A 16,096-nucleotide genomic window follows, 5' to 3' on the forward strand; every position below is an offset into this window, starting at 1 on the left:
TTGTTAACGCAAAGTTGCGGCCCCTACCGTCACCTCACCGCCATCCCCGGGCGGGTTCGACGGTGAACGTGAGGTAACCGCATGCTGACAATCCTCGGATTCGGCATGATCGCCACCTTCCTGGTGCTGATCATGTTGAAGAAGATGTCCCCTCTGGCGGCGCTGGTGCTCATCCCCGCGCTGTTCTGCGTCCTGGTCGGGAAGGGGGCCCACCTCGGGGACTACGCGCTCGACGGTCTGGGCAGCCTCGCGCCCACCGCCGCGATGCTGATGTTCGCCATCATCTACTTCGGCGTCATGATCGACGTCGGGCTCTTCGACCCGATCGTCCGCGGCATCCTGCGGTTCTGCAAGGCGGACCCGATGCGCGTCGTGGTCGGCACCGCCGTACTCGCCGCGATCGTCTCCCTGGACGGCGACGGCTCCACCACCTTCATGATCACGGTGTCCGCGATGTATCCGCTCTACCGGCGCCTGAAGATGAGCCTGGTGGTGATGACCGGTGTCGCCGCCATGGCCAACGGCGTCATGAACACCCTGCCGTGGGGCGGCCCCACCGCCCGCGCCGCCACCGCCCTCAAGCTCGACGCCAACGACATCTTCGTGCCGATGATCCCCGCGCTCGCCGTCGGTCTGCTCTTCGTCTTCGTCCTCGCCTACTTCCTCGGCCTCCGCGAGCGGCGGCGGCTGGGCCTGCTGACCCTCGACGACGTCGCGGAGCAGGCCGAACAGGCGGAGCAGCTGCTGGTGCCGGCCGGCGAGACCCCCGGTGGAGCGGCCCGTACGAAGCGGCCCACCGGCGGTGCCGGGACCGGCACCGACGCCGACGCCGACGAGACGGCCACGGACCCGAAGGCGGACGCGGACGAGGCGGCCGACGAGGGCTTCCAGGGCCTGGACCCGCACCGGCCCACCCTGCGCCCCAAGCTCTACTGGTTCAACGCCGCGCTCACCGTCGCCCTGCTCACCATGATGATCATGGAGACGCTGCCGATCCCGGTGCTCTTCCTGCTCGGCGCCGCCATCGCGCTCACCGTCAACTACCCCCACATGCCCGACCAGCGGGCGCGGATCGCCGCCCACGCGGAGAACGTCGTCAACGTCTCCGGCATGGTCTTCGCCGCCGCCGTCTTCACCGGGGTGCTCTCCGGCACCGGCATGGTCGAGCACATGGCACGCTGGCTGGTCGACGGCATCCCCGACGGCCTGGGCCCGCACATGGGCATCGTCACCGGCGTCCTCAGCATTCCGCTGACGTACTTCATGTCCAACGACGGCTTCTACTTCGGCATCGTGCCGATCCTCGCCGAGGCGGGCGCCGCGCACGGGGTGGACTCCATGGAGATCGCCCGCGCCTCGCTGGTCGGGCAGGCCCTGCACATGTCCAGCCCGCTGGTACCCGCCGTCTACGTCCTCGTCGGCATGGCCAAGGTCGAGTTCGGCGACCACACCCGCTTCGTCGTGAAGTGGGCGGCGCTCACCTCTCTGGTGGTCCTGGCCGCGGGAGTCCTGTTCGGCATCATCTGACACGCGTCAGGATCGCCTGACGCGAATGCTATGCGCTGATTGAGGGATTATCAGGTATCTATTGGCGCTTTATCGTTTCTCTTCCAAGCCTGCGTGACAGGTACTCACTCGATCGATGTGTACGAAATCCCAGGCTTGAAGGAGCGCACGCGTGTCCACTTCAGTACCCCTTCCCCCTCTCGGAACCCGCCGCAGCGCCGCCGCTCTCGCCGCCCTCGCCTGCGGAGCCGCCACCCTGATGGCCGCACCGGCCGCGGTCGCGGCGCCCGGTGACAACGGCGACGTCAAGGTGCACAGCGCCGGGACCCCCGTCACCGATCAGCGCAACGAGACCCGAGTCTGCGGGTTCTACCTGGCCGGACTCGACTTCGACACCGTCCAGGAGGTCAACTGGGCGATCGTCCCGCAGGGCGAGGACGCCCGGTCGCGCGGCCTCTCCGGCGGCATCAGCCTGGCGGGCGGCATGGGCCGCACCGACGAGCTGTCGCTGGCCGACGGCACCTACCGGCTCACCTGGAACATCGAGGGCCAGACCAGGGCCGGCAAGCAGAAGGTGTTCAACGTCGACTGCGCCTCGCAGGGCAAGGCCGCCCCGCGGCCCGCCGCGGGCAGTGAGAACGACGTCCTGAGCCGGGACGCCGAGGCCGCCGACCCCGCCGACCCGGCATCGGGGCAGCCCGCCGGTGAGGGGGCCGCGGACGACACCGCCACCGATGCCACCGGCACGGCCGCCGAGGAGGGCACCACCGAGGAAGGGGCGACCGAAGAGGGTGCCACCGAGGAGGGCACCACCGAGGAGGGCGCCACGGAAGAGGGCGCCGCCGGTGCCGAGCGCAACGCCGACGACAGCATCGCGGCCGGCGCCGACACCAAGGCCGAGCTCTCCTCCGATGACGCGGCCGACACCCGCGACGACTCGGCCAACGTAGCGCCGCGCGGCCCGGTGGGCGCCGGCGGCGGCGGCGAGTCGGGCGACTCCGGCTCCGGCCTGTCCGCGGGCCTGATCGTCGGAGTGGCGGGCGCCGGGACGGCCGGTGCTGCCGGACTGTTCCTGCTGCGCCGCGCCCGGCGTCGCCCCAATGGTGTCGTCTGAGTCGCGGCCGACGCCGCGTTTCAAGGGTCGCGTCCGCCTCGTCCTGGTACTGGCGGGCGCGATCCTGGCGCTGGTGGCGGGTGTCTGGGCGTTGCACCGGGTGTCGTCCCGGGGGCCCGTCGCCGACACCGCACCGGCGGCCCCGCGGCACGCGCCGCTGCCCCGGTCGCCCGCGACCGGGATCTCCATTCCCTCGCTCGCGCTGGACGCGCCGGTCACCCGCCTCGGGCTGGACGTACAGGGCCGGATCGCCACCCCGTCGGTGGACGAGCCGCGGCTGGCGGGCTGGTACGAGTACGGCCCGGCGCCCGGCGAGATGGGCACCGCCGTGGTCGTCGGCCACCGCGACACCCGTACCGGGCCCGCGGTCTTCCTGAACCTGGACGACCTGCGCCCGGGCGATGTGATCGACATCATCCGGGAGGACCGGCGCACCGCGGTCTTCACCGTCGACGCGGTCCGCACCATCGGCAAACAGGCCTTTCCCGACGACCGGGTGTACGGCCCGCGCGGGCGCCCCGAGCTGCGGCTGCTCACCTGCGGCGGCACCTTCGACCGGCGGCGCGGCTACGCCGCGAACATCGTCGTCTTCTCTCATCTGACCGGGGTCAGGCCGACGGCCGCCGGGGCGTGATCGACGGCACGGGAACGCCCTCTGGCACCGCAAAACTACCGGCGTTAGTTTGACGGGGTGACGAACTGCCGCGCGGGAGGGACCCCATGAGCGTCGACGACGGGATGTACATCGGCGGCCGCTGGCGGCCCGCCGCGGGCCCGGACACGATCGAGGTCGTGAACCCGGCCGACGAACAGGTCATCGGCAGCGTCCCGGCCGGGACCGCCGAGGACGTCGACGCCGCCGTACGGGCCGCCCGCGCCGCGTTCCCCGGCTGGGCCGCCACCCCGCCCGCCGAGCGCGCCGCCCGGCTCGGCGCACTGCGCGACGAACTCGCCGCCCGCCGCGACGAGATCGCGGAGACGATCACCGCCGAACTCGGCGCGACGCTCGCCTTCGCCCAGGCCGTCCAGGCGGACCTGCCGATCGCGGTCACCGGGTCGTACGCGCGGCTCGCCGCCGAGCACTCCTTCGAGGAGCGGATCGGCAACTCCACCGTGCTGCACGAGCCGGTCGGCGTGGTCGCGGCCATCACCCCGTGGAACTACCCGCTGCACCAGATCGTCGCCAAGGTCGCCCCGGCGCTCGCGGCGGGCTGCACGGTCGTCCTCAAGCCGGCCGAGGACACCCCGCTGGTGGCCCGGCTCTTCGCCGAGGCCGTCGACGCGGCGGGCATCCCGGCCGGGGTGTTCAACCTCGTCACGGGCCTCGGCCCGGTCGCGGGCCAGGCGCTGGCCGAGCACCCGGAGGTCGACCTGGTCTCCTTCACCGGCTCCACCGCCGTCGGACGGCGGATCGGCGCGATCGCCGGCGGCGCGGTCAAGCGCGTGGCCCTCGAACTGGGCGGCAAGTCGGCGAACGTGATCCTCCCGGACGGGGACCTCGCCCGCGCCGTCGCCACCGGTGTCGCCAATGTCTTCCGCAACTCCGGCCAGTCCTGCAACGCGTGGACCCGGATGCTGGTGGACGCCGACCGGTACGACGAGGCCGTCGCGCTCGCCGAGCGGGCGGCCGCCGCGTACGTGCCCGGCGACCCGCACGACCCGGAGGTCCGGCTCGGCCCCGTCGTCAACGCCGCGCAGCGGGACCGGGTGCGCGGCTTCATCGAGCGCGGAATCGCCGAGGGAGCGCGGCTCGTGGCGGGCGGACCGGAGGCCCCCGAGGGGCTCAAGAGCGGCTACTACGTGCGGCCGACGGTCTTCGCGGACGTCACCGAGGACATGGCCATCGCCCAGGAGGAGATCTTCGGGCCGGTCGTCGCGATCATGAAGTACACCGACGAGGACGACGCCGTACGGATCGCGAACGGGACCGTGTACGGGCTGGCGGGCGCGGTCTGGTCGGCCGACGAGTCGGCGGCCGTGGCGTTCGCGCGCCGCCTGCACGCGGGCCAGGTCGACATCAACGGGGGCCGCTTCAACCTGCTGGCCCCGTTCGGGGGCTACAAGCAGTCGGGCGTCGGGCGGGAGCTGGGTGTCCACGGCCTGACCGAGTACCTCCAGACGAAGTCGCTCCAGCTCTGACACCGCCTGTTCCCCGGCCCCGGCCCCGGCCCCGAATCGCCCTGCCCGGGTCCGGGTTCGGGGCCCCGCTCGAGGAGACACACCATGGTTCGCGCCGCCGTCCTGCCCGCCATAGGCGCCCCGCTCAAGGTCGCCGAGATCGACCTCCCCGACCCCGCCCCCGGCCAGGTGCGGATCCGGCTCGCCGCCGCCGGGGTCTGCCACTCCGACCTGTCGCTGTCCAACGGCACCCTGCGGCAGCCCGTGCCCGCCGTCCTCGGCCACGAGGGCGCGGGCACCGTCGTCGCCGTCGGCGCGGGCGTCACCGCCGTGGCCCCGGGCGACCCCGTCGTCCTCAACTGGGCCCCCGCCTGCGGCACCTGCCACTTCTGCGGGCTGGACGAGCCGTGGCTGTGCGCCCACGCGGGCGCCGCCGCCGAGGCCCCGTACGCCACCCTCGCCGCCGACGGCAGCGCGCTCTACCCGGGGCTGGGCACCGCCGTCTTCGCCGAGGAGACCGTGGTGCCCGAGCGGGCCGTGCTGCCGCTGCCCGCCGGGGTGCCGCTCACCGACGCCGCCCTGCTCGGCTGCGCGGTGCTCACCGGATACGGCGCGATCCACCATTCGGCCCGGGTGCGCCCCGGCGAGTCGGTCGCCGTCTTCGGGGTCGGCGGGGTGGGCCTGGCCGTGCTGCAGTCCGCCCGGATCGCGGGCGCGGGCACCGTCGTCGCGGTCGACGTCTCCCCGGCCAAGGAGGAACTGGCCCGCGCGGCCGGAGCCACCGAGTTCGTCTTCGCGGGCGACGACACCGCCAAGCGGATCCGCGAGCTGACCGGCGGCCTGGGCGCGGACGTCGCCGTGGAGTGCGTCGGGCGCGCCGAGACGATCCGTACGGCGTGGTCGTGCACCCGCAGGGGCGGCCGCACCACCGTCGTCGGCATCGGCGGAAAGGACCAGCAGGTGTCGTTCTCCGCGCTGGAGCTGTTCTACTTCGGCCGCACGCTCTCCGGCTGCGTCTACGGTGACAGCGACCCCGCCCGGGACCTGCCGGTGATCGCCGAGCATGTCCGCGCCGGACGGCTCGACCTCGGGGCGATGGTCACCGAGCGGATCGGCCTGGACGGCATCCCCGCCGCGTTCGACGCGATGCTCCAAGGTCGCGGCGGCCGGGCCCTGGTGGTCTTCTGAGCGCCGCCCCTCACGGCGGGTCCGCGCGCGTCAGGCGCGCGTACTGGAGGGCGAGTCCGTCCAGCAGCGCCGTCAGCCCCGTCTCGAAGGCCCCTTGGTCCACCTGCTGCTGATGGTCGGCCAGCAGATGGGCCTGGCCGAGGTGCGGGTAGTCGGCCGGATCGTAGGCGGTGGCGTCGTCGACGAAGCCGCGCGCGAACGAGCCCAGCGCCGACCCGGCGACGAAGTAGCGCATCAGCGCGCCGATCCGGGTCGCCTGGGCGGGCGGCCAGCCCGCCTGGACCATGCAGCCGAAGACGGCGTCGGCCATCCGCAGCCCGGCCGGGCGGCGGCCGGGCCCCTGGGCGAGGAACGGCACGATGTGCGGGTGGTCCGTGAGCGCCGAACGATAGGAGCGGGCCCACTCCAGCAGCGCGGTACGCCAGTCCGTCCGCCCGTCGAACATCGAGATGTCGACCTGCGCCACGACGGTGTCCGCGACCGCGTCGAGGATCTCGTCCTTGGTCGTGAAGTGGTTGTACAGGGAAGGGCCGCTGACGCCGAGTTCGGCCGCGAGCCGGCGGGTCGAGACCGCCTGGAGCCCCTCCGTGTCCACGAGCGCCAGCGCCGCCGCGACGATGCGGCCGCGGCTGAGCAGGGGCTTCCGGGGACGGGCCATGCGCCACATGGTAGAGGCTTCCGCTGGAAAACTAGCGCTGCTAATTTATGGGCGCGGGAGTCCTGCCGGAAGTGCGCCATGGATCTCGCGCTCAGCGAGGAGCAGACCGCGGTCCGCGAGCTCGCCAGGGAGTTCGTGGCCCGCGAGGTCGCCCCGCACGCCGCCCGGTGGGACCGTGCCGAGAGCGTGGACCGCCGCATCGTGGGCAAGCTCGGCGCGCTGGGCTTCCTGGGACTGACGATCCCCGAGGAGTACGGCGCTTCGGCGGGCGACCATCTCGCCTACGTCCTGGTCACCGAGGAACTCGGCCGCGGGGACTCCTCCGTACGCGGCATCGTGTCGGTCTCCCTCGGGCTGGTCGCCAAGGCGATCGTCGCGTGGGGAAGCGAGGAGCAGAAGCGGGAGTGGCTGCCGCGGCTGTGCTCGGGCGAGGCGGTCGGCTGCTTCGGCCTGACCGAGCCGGGCACCGGCTCGGGCGCGGCGAACCTCACCACGCGCGCGGTCCGTGGCGGGGACGACTACGTCATCACCGGCAGCAAGATGTTCATCACGAACGGGACCTGGGCGGACGTGGTGCTGCTCTTCGCCCGCACCGGAGCCGAGCCGGGACGCCGGGGCGTCAGCGCCTTCCTCGTCCCCGCCGACGCCCCGGGCCTGACCCGGCGCACCGTGCGCGGCAAGCTCGGGCTGCGCGGCCAGGCCACCGCCGAGCTGGTGCTGGACGGCGTCCGCGTCCCCGCCGCCGCGCGGGTCGCCGACGAGTCCTCGGTGGCCAAGCTCTACGCGAGCGAGGCCGCCGTACGCTGCGCCAACAACGCCCTGCAGGTCTTCGGCGGCTACGGCTACATCGACGAGTGCCCGGTGGGGAAGCTGCTGCGGGACGCCCGCGTGATGACCCTGTACGAGGGCACCAGCCAGATCCACAAGCTCCTCATCGGGCGCGCGCTGACCGGCGTCTCGACGTTCTGAGCGCTTGCTCACCCGCCATGTAGGGTGTCCGCCATGGACACGGAGGCTGGCGGGACCGAGGCGAACAGGGCCGAGGTGGACGGGACCGGGGCGAACGGGGCCGAGCAGTGGGCCGGCATCACGCCGGACGCGGCCCGGCGGCTGGTGATCGCCGCCGTCCACGCCTTCGCCGAGCGCGGCTACCACGCCACCACCACCCGCGACATCGCGGGCCGGGCGGGCATGAGCCCCGCCGCTCTCTACATCCACTACAAGACCAAGGAAGAGCTGCTCTACCGGATCAGCAGCGTCGGCCACCGGCTCGCCCTCGGCATCGTCCAGGAGGCGGCGAACGGCGGTGGCGGCCCGTCCGAGCGGCTCACGCACGCCGTACGGTCCTTCGTCCGCTGGCACGCCGAGCACCACACCACCGCGCGCGTGGTCCAGTACGAGCTGGGAGCGCTCGGCGAGGAGCACTACGCGGAGGTCGTCGCCCTGCGGCGGGAGATCGACGGTGCGGTGCGCTCGATTCTGGAGGACGGGGTCGCGGCGGGGGTGTTCGACGTGCCGGACGTCTCGGGCACCACGGTCGCCGTGCTGTCGCTGTGCATCGACGTGGCGCGCTGGTTCAACCCGGAGGGGCGGCGGACCCCCGACGAGGTCGGAGAGCTGTACGCGGACCTGGTCCTGCGCATGGTCGGCGCGGACGGCGCCGTGCGGGCGTAACGAACGGGAATGCGCGGGCCGGCCGCAACGTCAGGGACGGCGGCAGCGGGACCGCGGCTCAGAGGTGGAAGCGGTAGCGGGACCGCGGCTCAGAGGTGGCAGCGGTAGCAGGACGGCGGCTCAGAGGTAGAAGCGGCTGACGGACTCCGCCACGCACACCGGCTTCTCGCCACCCTCGCGCTCCACGGTCACCACGGCCGTCAGCTGGACGCCGTCCCTCACCTCGGCCACCTCCGCGATCCGCGCCGTCGCGCGCAGCCGGGAGCCGACCGGGACGGGGGAGGGGAAGCGGACCTTGTTCACGCCGTAGTTCACGCCCATCCGTACCCCCTCGACGCGCAGCAGCCGCGCGGTGAACCACGGCAGCAGCGACAGGGTCAGATAGCCGTGGGCGATCGTCGTGCCGAACGGGCCGGAGGCCGCCCGCTCCGGATCGACATGGATCCACTGGTGGTCGCCGGTCGCCTCCGCGAACAGGTCGATCCGCCGCTGGTCGACCTCCAGCCACTCGCCGGGGCCGATCTCCTCGCCGACCGCGGCCCGCAGTTCGTCGAGGGAAGGGAAGATCCTGGGCGCTGCCATCCGGTGCCTCCTCGGCGTCACTCACTAAGCGCTTGCTCAGCATGCTCACGTGATCGCCGCGTGTCAACGCCCGGTGCCCCGGGCCCCGCCGCGCCGTTCCCCCGGCCCGTGCGCGGCGGGGCCCGGCGGCCGTGCTCACACGGTCGCGTACCGCCGGCTCCCCGCCGGCCGCCTGGCCTCCGTCAGGGCCGCGGCCGTGAGGATCGGTGTCGGCACCACGATGCCGCACCCGGTGCACACCGGACCCGCCCACGGGGAGTGGTCGAGGTCCTCGCGCCATACGAGGCGTTCCTCGGCGCAGACCGGGCAGGCTCCGGCCGGCCCGCCCTCCATCGCCTCGATCATCCGGCGCAGTACGGCGGCCAGCCGGCCGCGCGGATGGGTTGTGGGGCTCTCGCACGGGACGATGTCACAACCGCCCCAGGTGCGCAGATGCCAGTCGTCGACAGCGCTCGGCTGCCGGATTCCCTCGTGCTTCTCCTGCCTGCGCCGCTCGGCGAACTCGGCCTCGTAGGCGAGCCACAGGGCGCGGGCCTCCTCCAACTCCTCCAGCGCGCGGACCAGTCGCGCCGGGTCGGGGGCCCGGTCCTCCGGGACGATCCCGGCCCGGGCGCACAGATGGTGCCATGTCGCCCGGTGGCCGTAGGGTGCGAACCTCTCGAGGCACTTGCGCAACGCGGTACGTCGCTGGGCGATGTGTCTCTCCGGATCGCGGACCTCACGTGCGAGCGCTCTGAAACCGGCCACTGCTTCCCACCTCCGCTGGTGCGGAACCCGACTCGTCGTCGGTGAGACGTATGGCGCCGCGCTCAGGATCCCGAGAAACCCCCGCACGACGGGATTGGCCGAAGTCGTATGCAAGAGATGACGTCGGCTCATCTTCCGGTCGCGGCGTACCGCCGGTAACCTCCGTCGGGTTCGGCATCCGCGCGAGTGGCGTGAGGAGCGGGAATGCGACGACCAACCCGTACGCTCAGGAGCATCGCCGGCGCCGCCCTGCTGGCCCTGGGCGCGACCCTCGCCACCCCGCTGCCACCGGCGGCGCAGGCGGCCGACCCCGTCACCGACTACTGCCAGGGCCGCTGTTCGGACATCCTGCCGCCCGGCGAGAACGGCAACGCCACGCTGGCGGACATCCTCGCCCACAAGGTGTTCGGCACGCGCCCCGCACACAGCGACGACCAGCTCGCGCCGTACGACAAGCTCGTCGGCGGCCACCCCGCCCTCACCGACGCGTCGCTGACCGAGTTCTTCAACGACGCGTCCTTCGGCGTGCCCGCCGACCAGGTGGCCTCGGTCACCAAGCCGCGGGACGACGTCACGATCACCCGGGACAAGAAGACCGGCGTCCCGCACATCCAGGGCACCACGCGTGAGGGCACCGAGTTCGGCGCCGGATACGCCGCCGCGCAGGACCGGCTGTGGCTGATGGACCTCTTCCGGCATGTGGGGCGCGGTGACCTGACCCCGTTCGCGGGCGGCGCCGCCGCCAACCAGTCGCTGGAGCAGGACTTCTTCCGCCAAGCCCCGTACACCGAGGAGGACCTCCAGGCGCAGGTCGACCGGATCCTCGCCACCGAGGGCGAGCGCGGCAGGCAGGCCATGGCCGACGCCCAGGCGTACGTCGACGGCATCAACGCCTACCGCGAACAGGCCAAGAACGGCCGCTACTTCCCCGGCGAGTACGTCCTGACCGGCCATGTCGACGCCCTCACCAACGCCGGCGAGATCAAGCCCTTCAAGCTCACCGACCTGATCGCCCTGGCCACCGTCGTCGGCGCCCTCTTCGGCAACGGCGGCGGCGGAGAGGTGGAGTCCGCCCTCTCCCTGCTGGCCGCGCAGCGCAAGTACGGCGTCGTCGAGGGCACCGGGGTGTGGGAGTCCTTCCGCCAGCGCGACGACCCCGAGGCCGCGCTGACCCTGCACGACGGCAGCAGCTTCCCGTACGCCGGGAAGCCGCGCGACGCCAAGGGCACGGCGCTGCCCGACCCCGGCTCGGTCACCCCCGAGCCCCTGGTCTTCGACCGTGAAGGCGGCGCAGCCGGCGGCGCCCGCACCACGGTCAAGGCCCCGAAGAAACTCGCCAGCGCGCGCGGCGTCTTCGACGACGGCGTGCTCCCCGGCGACCTGCTGCGCCGCAAGCACGGCATGTCCAACGCCCTACTGGTCTCCGGCGCGCACACCGCCAGCGGCCACCCGGTCGCCGTCTTCGGCCCGCAGACCGGCTACTTCGCCCCGCAACTGCTCATGCTCCAGGAGCTCCAGGGACCGGGCATCAGCGCCCGCGGTGCCTCCTTCGCCGGCGTCGGGATGTACGTCCAGCTCGGCCGCGGCCAGGACTACGCGTGGAGCGCCACCTCCGCCTCCCAGGACATCACCGACACCTACGCGGTCGAGCTGTGCTCCCCGGACGGCGGCACGCCGGAGAAGGACGCCACCCACTACCGCTACCACGGCCGGTGCCTGCCGATGGAGAAGATCGAGCGCCGCAACGCCTGGAAGCCGACGCTCGCCGACTCCACCGCCGCCGGGTCCTACCGCCTCCAGGCGTACCGCACCAAGTACGGCACGGTGACGCACCGCGCGGCCGTCGGCGGCAAGCCCGTCGCCTACACCGCGCTGCGCTCCACCTACCGCCACGAGGCCGACTCCATCATCGGCTTCCAGATGCTCAACGACCCCGGCCACGTCCACGACGCCAAGAGTTTCCAGAGCGCCGTGCACCACATCGACTACGCCTTCAACTGGTTCTACGCCGACTCCCGCCAGACCGCCTACTACAACAGCGGCATGAACCCGGTGCGCCCCGCGGACGTCGACCCGTCCCTGCCGATCGAGGCCGACACGCCTTACGAGTGGCGGGACTTCGACCCGACGGCCAACACCGCCGCCTACACCCCGCCCGCCGAGCACCCCCAGTCCGTCGACCAGGACTACTACATCAGCTGGAACAACAAACAGGCCCGGGGCTACGCCTCCGCGGGCTTCGGCAACGGCTCGGTGCACCGCGGCAACCTCCTCGACGACCGCGTGCGCGAGCTGGTCGGGCGGGGCGGTGTCACCCGCGCCTCGCTCACCCGGGCCATGGCCGAGGCCGCCGTCACCGATCTGCGCGGCGAGGACGTGCTGCCCGAGCTGCTGAGGGTGCTGCGCGCCAAACCGGTCGACGACCCCCGGCTGGCCACCGCCGTCGGGCAGCTGGACTCCTGGCAGGCCGCGGGGTCCCAGCGGCGCGAGACCTCGCCGGGTTCGCACGCCTACGGGCACGCCGACGCCGTCCGCGTCATGGACGCCTGGTGGCCGCTGCTGGTGGACGCCGCCTTCGCGCCCGGACTCGGCCAGGACCTGTACGACCGGCTGCGCGCGAGCCTCCCCGTCGACGAGTCGCCGTCGGCCGGGCACGGGCCCACCGGTTCCCACGCGGGGTCCTCCTTCCAGTACGGCTGGTGGTCCTACGTCGACAAGGACCTGCGCGCGGTCCTCGGCGAGGACGTCAAGGGCGGCCTGGCCCGCTCGTACTGCGGCGCGGGCGACCTGGCGGCCTGCCGCGACACCCTGCTGGAGACCTTCAAGCGGGCGCTGGACAAGCCCGCCACCGAGGTCTACCCCGGCGACGCGCACTGCGCGGCGGGCGACCAGTGGTGCGCGGACGCGATCATCCACCGTGCTCTGGGCGGCATCACCCAGCATGCCGTCCACTGGCAGAACCGGCCCACCTACCAGCAGGTCGTGGAGTTCCCCGCGCACCGCTGAACTCGCCTGCGGGGGCGTGTGGTTGACCGGCGCCGTCCTCGCCGCACATGATGGCGCGAATGCAGCCGGTACAGGGACACCGCACGCCCGCGCCCGGCCGGGCGCGGTACCCCGCGGCGCTGCTGGACACCACCATGGACCAGCTCCGCACCCTGCTGGCGGTGCGCGAGGCCGGGACCGCGCTGGGTGCCGCGCGCCTGCTCGGCCGCGGCCAGGCCAGTGTGCAGAAGCAGCTCGACACGATGAACCGGACGTACGGCGCGCTGTGCGGTGAGCCGCTGGTGGTCGGACAGGGGCGCGGCGAGAAGGTGAGGTTCACCCCCACCGGCGCGTCACTCGCCGAGCTGGCACGGTCCACGCTGGCCGACTGGCTGGCCGGGATCGACGGCTGCCGCCGCCGGCAGGACATCCGGTTCGCGGTGGGCTCCACCCGCTACACGCTCGGCTATCTGCTGAACGCGGTCGACCACGTCACCGACGCCTTCGCCCAGCAGGGCGTACGGCTCAAGGTCGCCCATGTGCGCACCGCCGATCTGCTCCGCTCCCTGGACACCGGTGGACTCGACCTCGTCTGCGGCAGCGTGCTCACCACCCCGGGCCCGGACCCCCGGCTGGACGGCTACGAGGTGCTGGAGTGGCGGCGCAGCGGACTGTCCCTGGTCACCAATCTCCCCGTCGGCGCCCTGTCCGGTCCCCGGCTCGCCGTCCGCGAACTGCCCCGGCTGCCGCTCGCCGTCCCCTCGTCCGGGCTCATCGCCGATGTCCTGCGCGGCTGGTTCGGCGGCCGCTACCGGCAGCGGCTGCGCACCGCCGCCGAGATCGACACCCTGCACTACGGCCTGCAACTGCTGACCTCCCGGGTGGTGCGGGGTGCTCTGCTCGTCACCCGGGGGATCGGTGAGGCGATCGCCGACCGCCGGATGCCGGAGGCCGAGACAACGCCGCCGCTGCGGGTCGTGGAGGTCGTGGACGACGCGGGAGGTCCGGGACTCGAGGTCCTGGTGGGGGCGTTCACCCGCCGAGGTGAGCGCGCCGGGTGCGCGGCGGCCCATCCGCTCAACCTCCTCTGGGAGGGCCTGCTGCGGGAGCACGCCCGCCACCGCCGGGCCGGGGTCAGTGCGGCAACCGGTCCGCCGCCCGGACCTCGTGCAGATGGATGAGCACGTCGTACGAGCGCGCCAGCGCCACCGGGGCGTCCGGCCAGGGGTAGGCGGTGCCGATCTCGCGCGTCGGGCGGGAGACGCCGAGCCAGTCGCGCGCCTCGGCGGGAGCGGTGCGCATGTCCAGCAGGTAGTCGTCGTAGCGCACCCGGTCCAGGGTGGGCTCGTTGTTCCCGGGCGCGGCGGCCCCCAGGGTGACCTTCCGGACCTCCTCGTCGATCAGCGGGTCATCCGCCTCCGTGGCGTTGAACGAGCCGTGGTGGAAGGAGAGCCCGACGGTGACGTAGTCCGGGCCGAGCCGGTCGCGCAGGAAGCCGCCTTGCGTCTTGGGATACCGGTCCGGGTAGACCGACTCGTAGCCGACGTGCCCGTTGTGCGCGGACAGCATGACCTTGTCCCCGGTCCGCTCCTGCCACCAGGCCGTGTTCTCGGCCATGGTCCGGTCGCGGAAGACCATCGCCTTCGCGAGTTCGCCCGGATCCTTGGGGTCGAAGGCGTACAACCGGGCGGTCTGGTCGAGGGCCGTCGCGTGCCGCAGCGCCCACGCGTACCCGTCATGGGCCGCTCCGCCGGACGCGGGACGGGCGCGCCGCAGCAGCTCCAGCGCCTGCCCCGTCCGCGATGCCATCTCGCGCCGCTCGGCCGGGGGCTTGGCCACATAGGCCCTCATATACGTGTACGTGTCCGTGGTCGGGCGCAGACCGCGGTAGAGCCTGGTGAACTCGGGAAGCAGCTCGGGGCGGGCCTGGCGGACGTAGGCGGTCACTCTGTCGTAGAGCTCTGGCCCGGCGTACGCGGCGTCGTTCCCCATGAACCGGACCGGGTCGTGCGGGTGGGCCCGGTTGTACGCGCGCATCCACTTGACGAGGGACAGGTATTCGCGGGTGTTCCAGAAGAGGTAGGACTCCTGGAAGTCCTCGCTCATGATGCGCCGCGGGTCGCCCTTGCCGTGCAGCACGTAGTCGTTGAGCCGCAGCCCGGTGCTCCAGGGCGCTTCCAGCGAGAAGGTGCGGAAGCCCTTCTCCGCGACGAGATACCGGAAGACGCGATGCTTCATGGTGAAGAACTCGTGCGAGCTGTGGGTGGCCTCGCCGACCCCCGCGATCTTCGCGTCTCCCACCATGGACCCGAGCGGCCGCAGATCGTCCAGCGGGCCGGACGGCTTGGTGGACCGCAGGGGATGGGCCGCGCGCTCGATGGCCGCGATGGCACCGCCCTCGCCCTCTCGGGGCGGTGAGGCGGCGTCCTCCCGGCTCGCAGAGGCCGCCGACGCCGGTAACCCTGCGGTCATGAAAACTCCCAGACAGACCATCAGTGTCGTGACGAAGGCGGGCTGATGTCGCTTCATGGATCGATGCCGTTTCATGGCTCAAGGGTCCTTGGGGGACGGCGGGCGGGACCATCCGGTATGTACCCGTCTTCAGGTAGGGCCAGCACCACCGTCATCCGGTCGGACCCCTTCCACTCTGGCAAACCGACTGGTTAGTATGCGAGGCCGGTCGAGCCGGACGTGAGGGAGAGCCAGACGTGGAGACCGTTCACGGCAAGGGTGTCGTCGTCACCGGGGCGGGCGGTGGCATCGGCGCCGCCCTCGCCCGCCGATTCGCCGCCGAAGGCGCCCGGGTCGTGGTGAACGACATCGACGCCGCCAAGGCCGCGGCGGTCGCCGACGAGATCGGTGGCACGGCCGTACCCGGCGACGCCTCCGGCGTCGTCCCCGCCGCCCGCGAGGCGCTGGGCGGCACCGTCGACATCTACTGCGCCAACGCCGGGATCGCCCCCACCGGCGGCCCCGAGGCCCTCGAGGAGGTGTGGGCCGGAGCCTGGGACGTCAACGTCATGGCACATGTACGGGCCGCCCGCGAACTGCTGCCGGACTGGCTGGAGCGCGGCGAAGGACGCTTCATCGCCACCGTCTCGGCCGCCGGACTGCTCACCATGGTCGGCTCCGCGCCCTACAGCGTCTCCAAGCATGCCGCGCTGGCCTTCGCCGAATGGCTCTCCGCGACCTACCGGCACCGCGGCGTCCGGGTGCACGCCGTGTGCCCGCAGGGCGTCCGCACCGACATGCTGCGCTCCACCGGCCCCACCGGCGACCTGGTGCTCGCGCCCACCGCGATCGAGCCCGAGGAGGTCGCCGAAGCCGTCTTCGCCGGCATGGCCGCCGAGCGGTTCCTGATCCTCCCGCACCCCGAGGTGGGCCGGTTCTACGCGGCGCGCGCCACCGAGACCGACCGCTGGCTGGAGAAGATGAACCACATCCAGCGGAGGCTCGAGGAGACCACCGGCTGAACGACGCCCTCCGGGTCCTTACGTACCATCGCACCGCCAGGCGCCGACGTC

General features: G+C 72.7%; 14 protein-coding genes. 10 read left to right on the plus strand and 4 right to left on the minus strand.

Features of this window, described 5'->3' with window-relative positions:
- Positions 1-81 precede the first annotated feature (81 nt).
- The 5 genes from ACQUSR_RS26835 to ACQUSR_RS26855 all read left to right on the plus strand — a co-directional run bounded on the left by ACQUSR_RS26835 (position 82) and on the right by ACQUSR_RS26855 (position 5,926).
- The gene (locus ACQUSR_RS26835) at positions 82-1,527 is read left to right on the plus strand and encodes a CitMHS family transporter (protein WP_431045180.1); all 1,446 of its coding nucleotides are present in this window, start codon (positions 82-84) and stop codon (positions 1,525-1,527) included.
- Between the two features lie 151 nt (positions 1,528-1,678).
- Positions 1,679-2,620, plus strand: a complete 942-nt coding sequence (locus ACQUSR_RS26840; protein WP_431045181.1) for a hypothetical protein — start codon at positions 1,679-1,681, stop codon at positions 2,618-2,620.
- Positions 2,607-3,254, plus strand: a complete 648-nt coding sequence (locus tag ACQUSR_RS26845) for a class F sortase (protein WP_431045182.1) — start codon at positions 2,607-2,609, stop codon at positions 3,252-3,254. The genes ACQUSR_RS26840 and ACQUSR_RS26845 overlap by 14 nt, the downstream gene beginning before the upstream one ends.
- A gap of 86 nt (positions 3,255-3,340) precedes the next feature.
- Complete coding sequence (locus ACQUSR_RS26850; RefSeq protein WP_431045183.1) at positions 3,341-4,759, plus strand: aldehyde dehydrogenase family protein; 1,419 nt, start codon at positions 3,341-3,343, stop codon at positions 4,757-4,759.
- 84 nt (positions 4,760-4,843) lie between these two features.
- Positions 4,844-5,926 carry a zinc-binding dehydrogenase gene (locus ACQUSR_RS26855; protein WP_431045184.1) on the plus strand — a complete coding sequence of 361 codons (1,083 nt, stop codon included), beginning with the start codon at positions 4,844-4,846 and terminating at the stop codon, positions 5,924-5,926.
- A 10-nt stretch (positions 5,927-5,936) separates the two neighbouring features.
- On the opposite strand, the gene ACQUSR_RS26860 is transcribed toward ACQUSR_RS26855, so the two are convergent.
- On the minus strand, positions 5,937-6,584 hold the full coding sequence (locus ACQUSR_RS26860; protein WP_431045185.1) for a TetR/AcrR family transcriptional regulator: 648 nt from the start codon (positions 6,582-6,584) through the stop codon (positions 5,937-5,939).
- Positions 6,585-6,662: 78 nt separating this feature from the next.
- Between ACQUSR_RS26860 and ACQUSR_RS26865 the strand changes: the two genes are divergently transcribed.
- Together ACQUSR_RS26865 and ACQUSR_RS26870 are read left to right on the plus strand one after the other, a co-directional pair.
- Entirely contained in the window at positions 6,663-7,553 is an 891-nt protein-coding gene (locus tag ACQUSR_RS26865) for an acyl-CoA dehydrogenase family protein (protein ID WP_431045186.1), read from the plus strand.
- 33 nt (positions 7,554-7,586) lie between these two features.
- Positions 7,587-8,258 carry a TetR/AcrR family transcriptional regulator gene (locus ACQUSR_RS26870; RefSeq protein WP_431045187.1) on the plus strand — a complete coding sequence of 224 codons (672 nt, stop codon included), beginning with the start codon at positions 7,587-7,589 and terminating at the stop codon, positions 8,256-8,258.
- Between the two features lie 120 nt (positions 8,259-8,378).
- Here ACQUSR_RS26870 and ACQUSR_RS26875 read toward each other — a convergent pair whose 3' ends face one another.
- The gene (locus ACQUSR_RS26875) at positions 8,379-8,840 is read right to left on the minus strand and encodes a MaoC family dehydratase (RefSeq protein ID WP_431045188.1); all 462 of its coding nucleotides are present in this window, start codon (positions 8,838-8,840) and stop codon (positions 8,379-8,381) included.
- A 135-nt stretch (positions 8,841-8,975) separates the two neighbouring features.
- A complete protein-coding gene (locus ACQUSR_RS26880; protein WP_431045189.1) occupies positions 8,976-9,587 on the minus strand; it encodes a hypothetical protein in 612 nt (203 codons plus the stop codon).
- A 204-nt stretch (positions 9,588-9,791) separates the two neighbouring features.
- Between ACQUSR_RS26880 and ACQUSR_RS26885 the strand changes: the two genes are divergently transcribed.
- The gene (locus tag ACQUSR_RS26885; RefSeq protein WP_431045190.1) at positions 9,792-12,593 is read left to right on the plus strand and encodes a penicillin acylase family protein; all 2,802 of its coding nucleotides are present in this window, start codon (positions 9,792-9,794) and stop codon (positions 12,591-12,593) included.
- Positions 12,594-12,652: 59 nt separating this feature from the next.
- Positions 12,653-13,753: a LysR family transcriptional regulator gene (locus tag ACQUSR_RS26890; RefSeq protein WP_431045191.1), complete on the plus strand. Its 1,101-nt coding sequence runs from the start codon at positions 12,653-12,655 to the stop codon at positions 13,751-13,753.
- On the opposite strand, the gene ACQUSR_RS26895 is transcribed toward ACQUSR_RS26890, so the two are convergent.
- A complete protein-coding gene (locus tag ACQUSR_RS26895) occupies positions 13,707-15,101 on the minus strand; it encodes an erythromycin esterase family protein (protein ID WP_431045192.1) in 1,395 nt (464 codons plus the stop codon). The genes ACQUSR_RS26890 and ACQUSR_RS26895 overlap by 47 nt on opposite strands.
- Positions 15,102-15,280: 179 nt before the next feature.
- Between ACQUSR_RS26895 and ACQUSR_RS26900 the strand changes: the two genes are divergently transcribed.
- Positions 15,281-16,045, plus strand: a complete 765-nt coding sequence (locus ACQUSR_RS26900) for an SDR family oxidoreductase (RefSeq protein ID WP_431045193.1) — start codon at positions 15,281-15,283, stop codon at positions 16,043-16,045.
- The last annotated feature ends 51 nt before the right edge of the window (positions 16,046-16,096 follow it).

Source organism: Streptomyces sp. P1-3 (genome assembly GCF_050613155.1).
Classification (GTDB): Bacteria; Actinomycetota; Actinomycetes; order Streptomycetales; family Streptomycetaceae; genus Streptomyces.

Excerpts from the sequence above, each read along its gene's own strand:
- ACQUSR_RS26835 (WP_431045180.1), top strand. The coding sequence starts at position 82 with ATGCTGACAATCCTCGGATTCGGCATGATCGCCACCTTCCTGGTGCTG.
- ACQUSR_RS26845 (WP_431045182.1), top strand. The coding sequence starts at position 2,607 with ATGGTGTCGTCTGAGTCGCGGCCGACGCCGCGTTTCAAGGGTCGCGTC.
- ACQUSR_RS26850 (WP_431045183.1), top strand. The coding sequence starts at position 3,341 with ATGAGCGTCGACGACGGGATGTACATCGGCGGCCGCTGGCGGCCCGCC.
- ACQUSR_RS26855 (WP_431045184.1), top strand. The coding sequence starts at position 4,844 with ATGGTTCGCGCCGCCGTCCTGCCCGCCATAGGCGCCCCGCTCAAGGTC.
- ACQUSR_RS26860 (WP_431045185.1), bottom strand. The coding sequence starts at position 6,584 with ATGGCCCGTCCCCGGAAGCCCCTGCTCAGCCGCGGCCGCATCGTCGCG.
- ACQUSR_RS26865 (WP_431045186.1), top strand. The coding sequence starts at position 6,663 with ATGGATCTCGCGCTCAGCGAGGAGCAGACCGCGGTCCGCGAGCTCGCC.
- ACQUSR_RS26870 (WP_431045187.1), top strand. The coding sequence starts at position 7,587 with ATGGACACGGAGGCTGGCGGGACCGAGGCGAACAGGGCCGAGGTGGAC.
- ACQUSR_RS26875 (WP_431045188.1), bottom strand. The coding sequence starts at position 8,840 with ATGGCAGCGCCCAGGATCTTCCCTTCCCTCGACGAACTGCGGGCCGCG.
- ACQUSR_RS26885 (WP_431045190.1), top strand. The coding sequence starts at position 9,792 with ATGCGACGACCAACCCGTACGCTCAGGAGCATCGCCGGCGCCGCCCTG.
- ACQUSR_RS26890 (WP_431045191.1), top strand. The coding sequence starts at position 12,653 with ATGCAGCCGGTACAGGGACACCGCACGCCCGCGCCCGGCCGGGCGCGG.
- ACQUSR_RS26895 (WP_431045192.1), bottom strand. The coding sequence starts at position 15,101 with ATGAAGCGACATCAGCCCGCCTTCGTCACGACACTGATGGTCTGTCTG.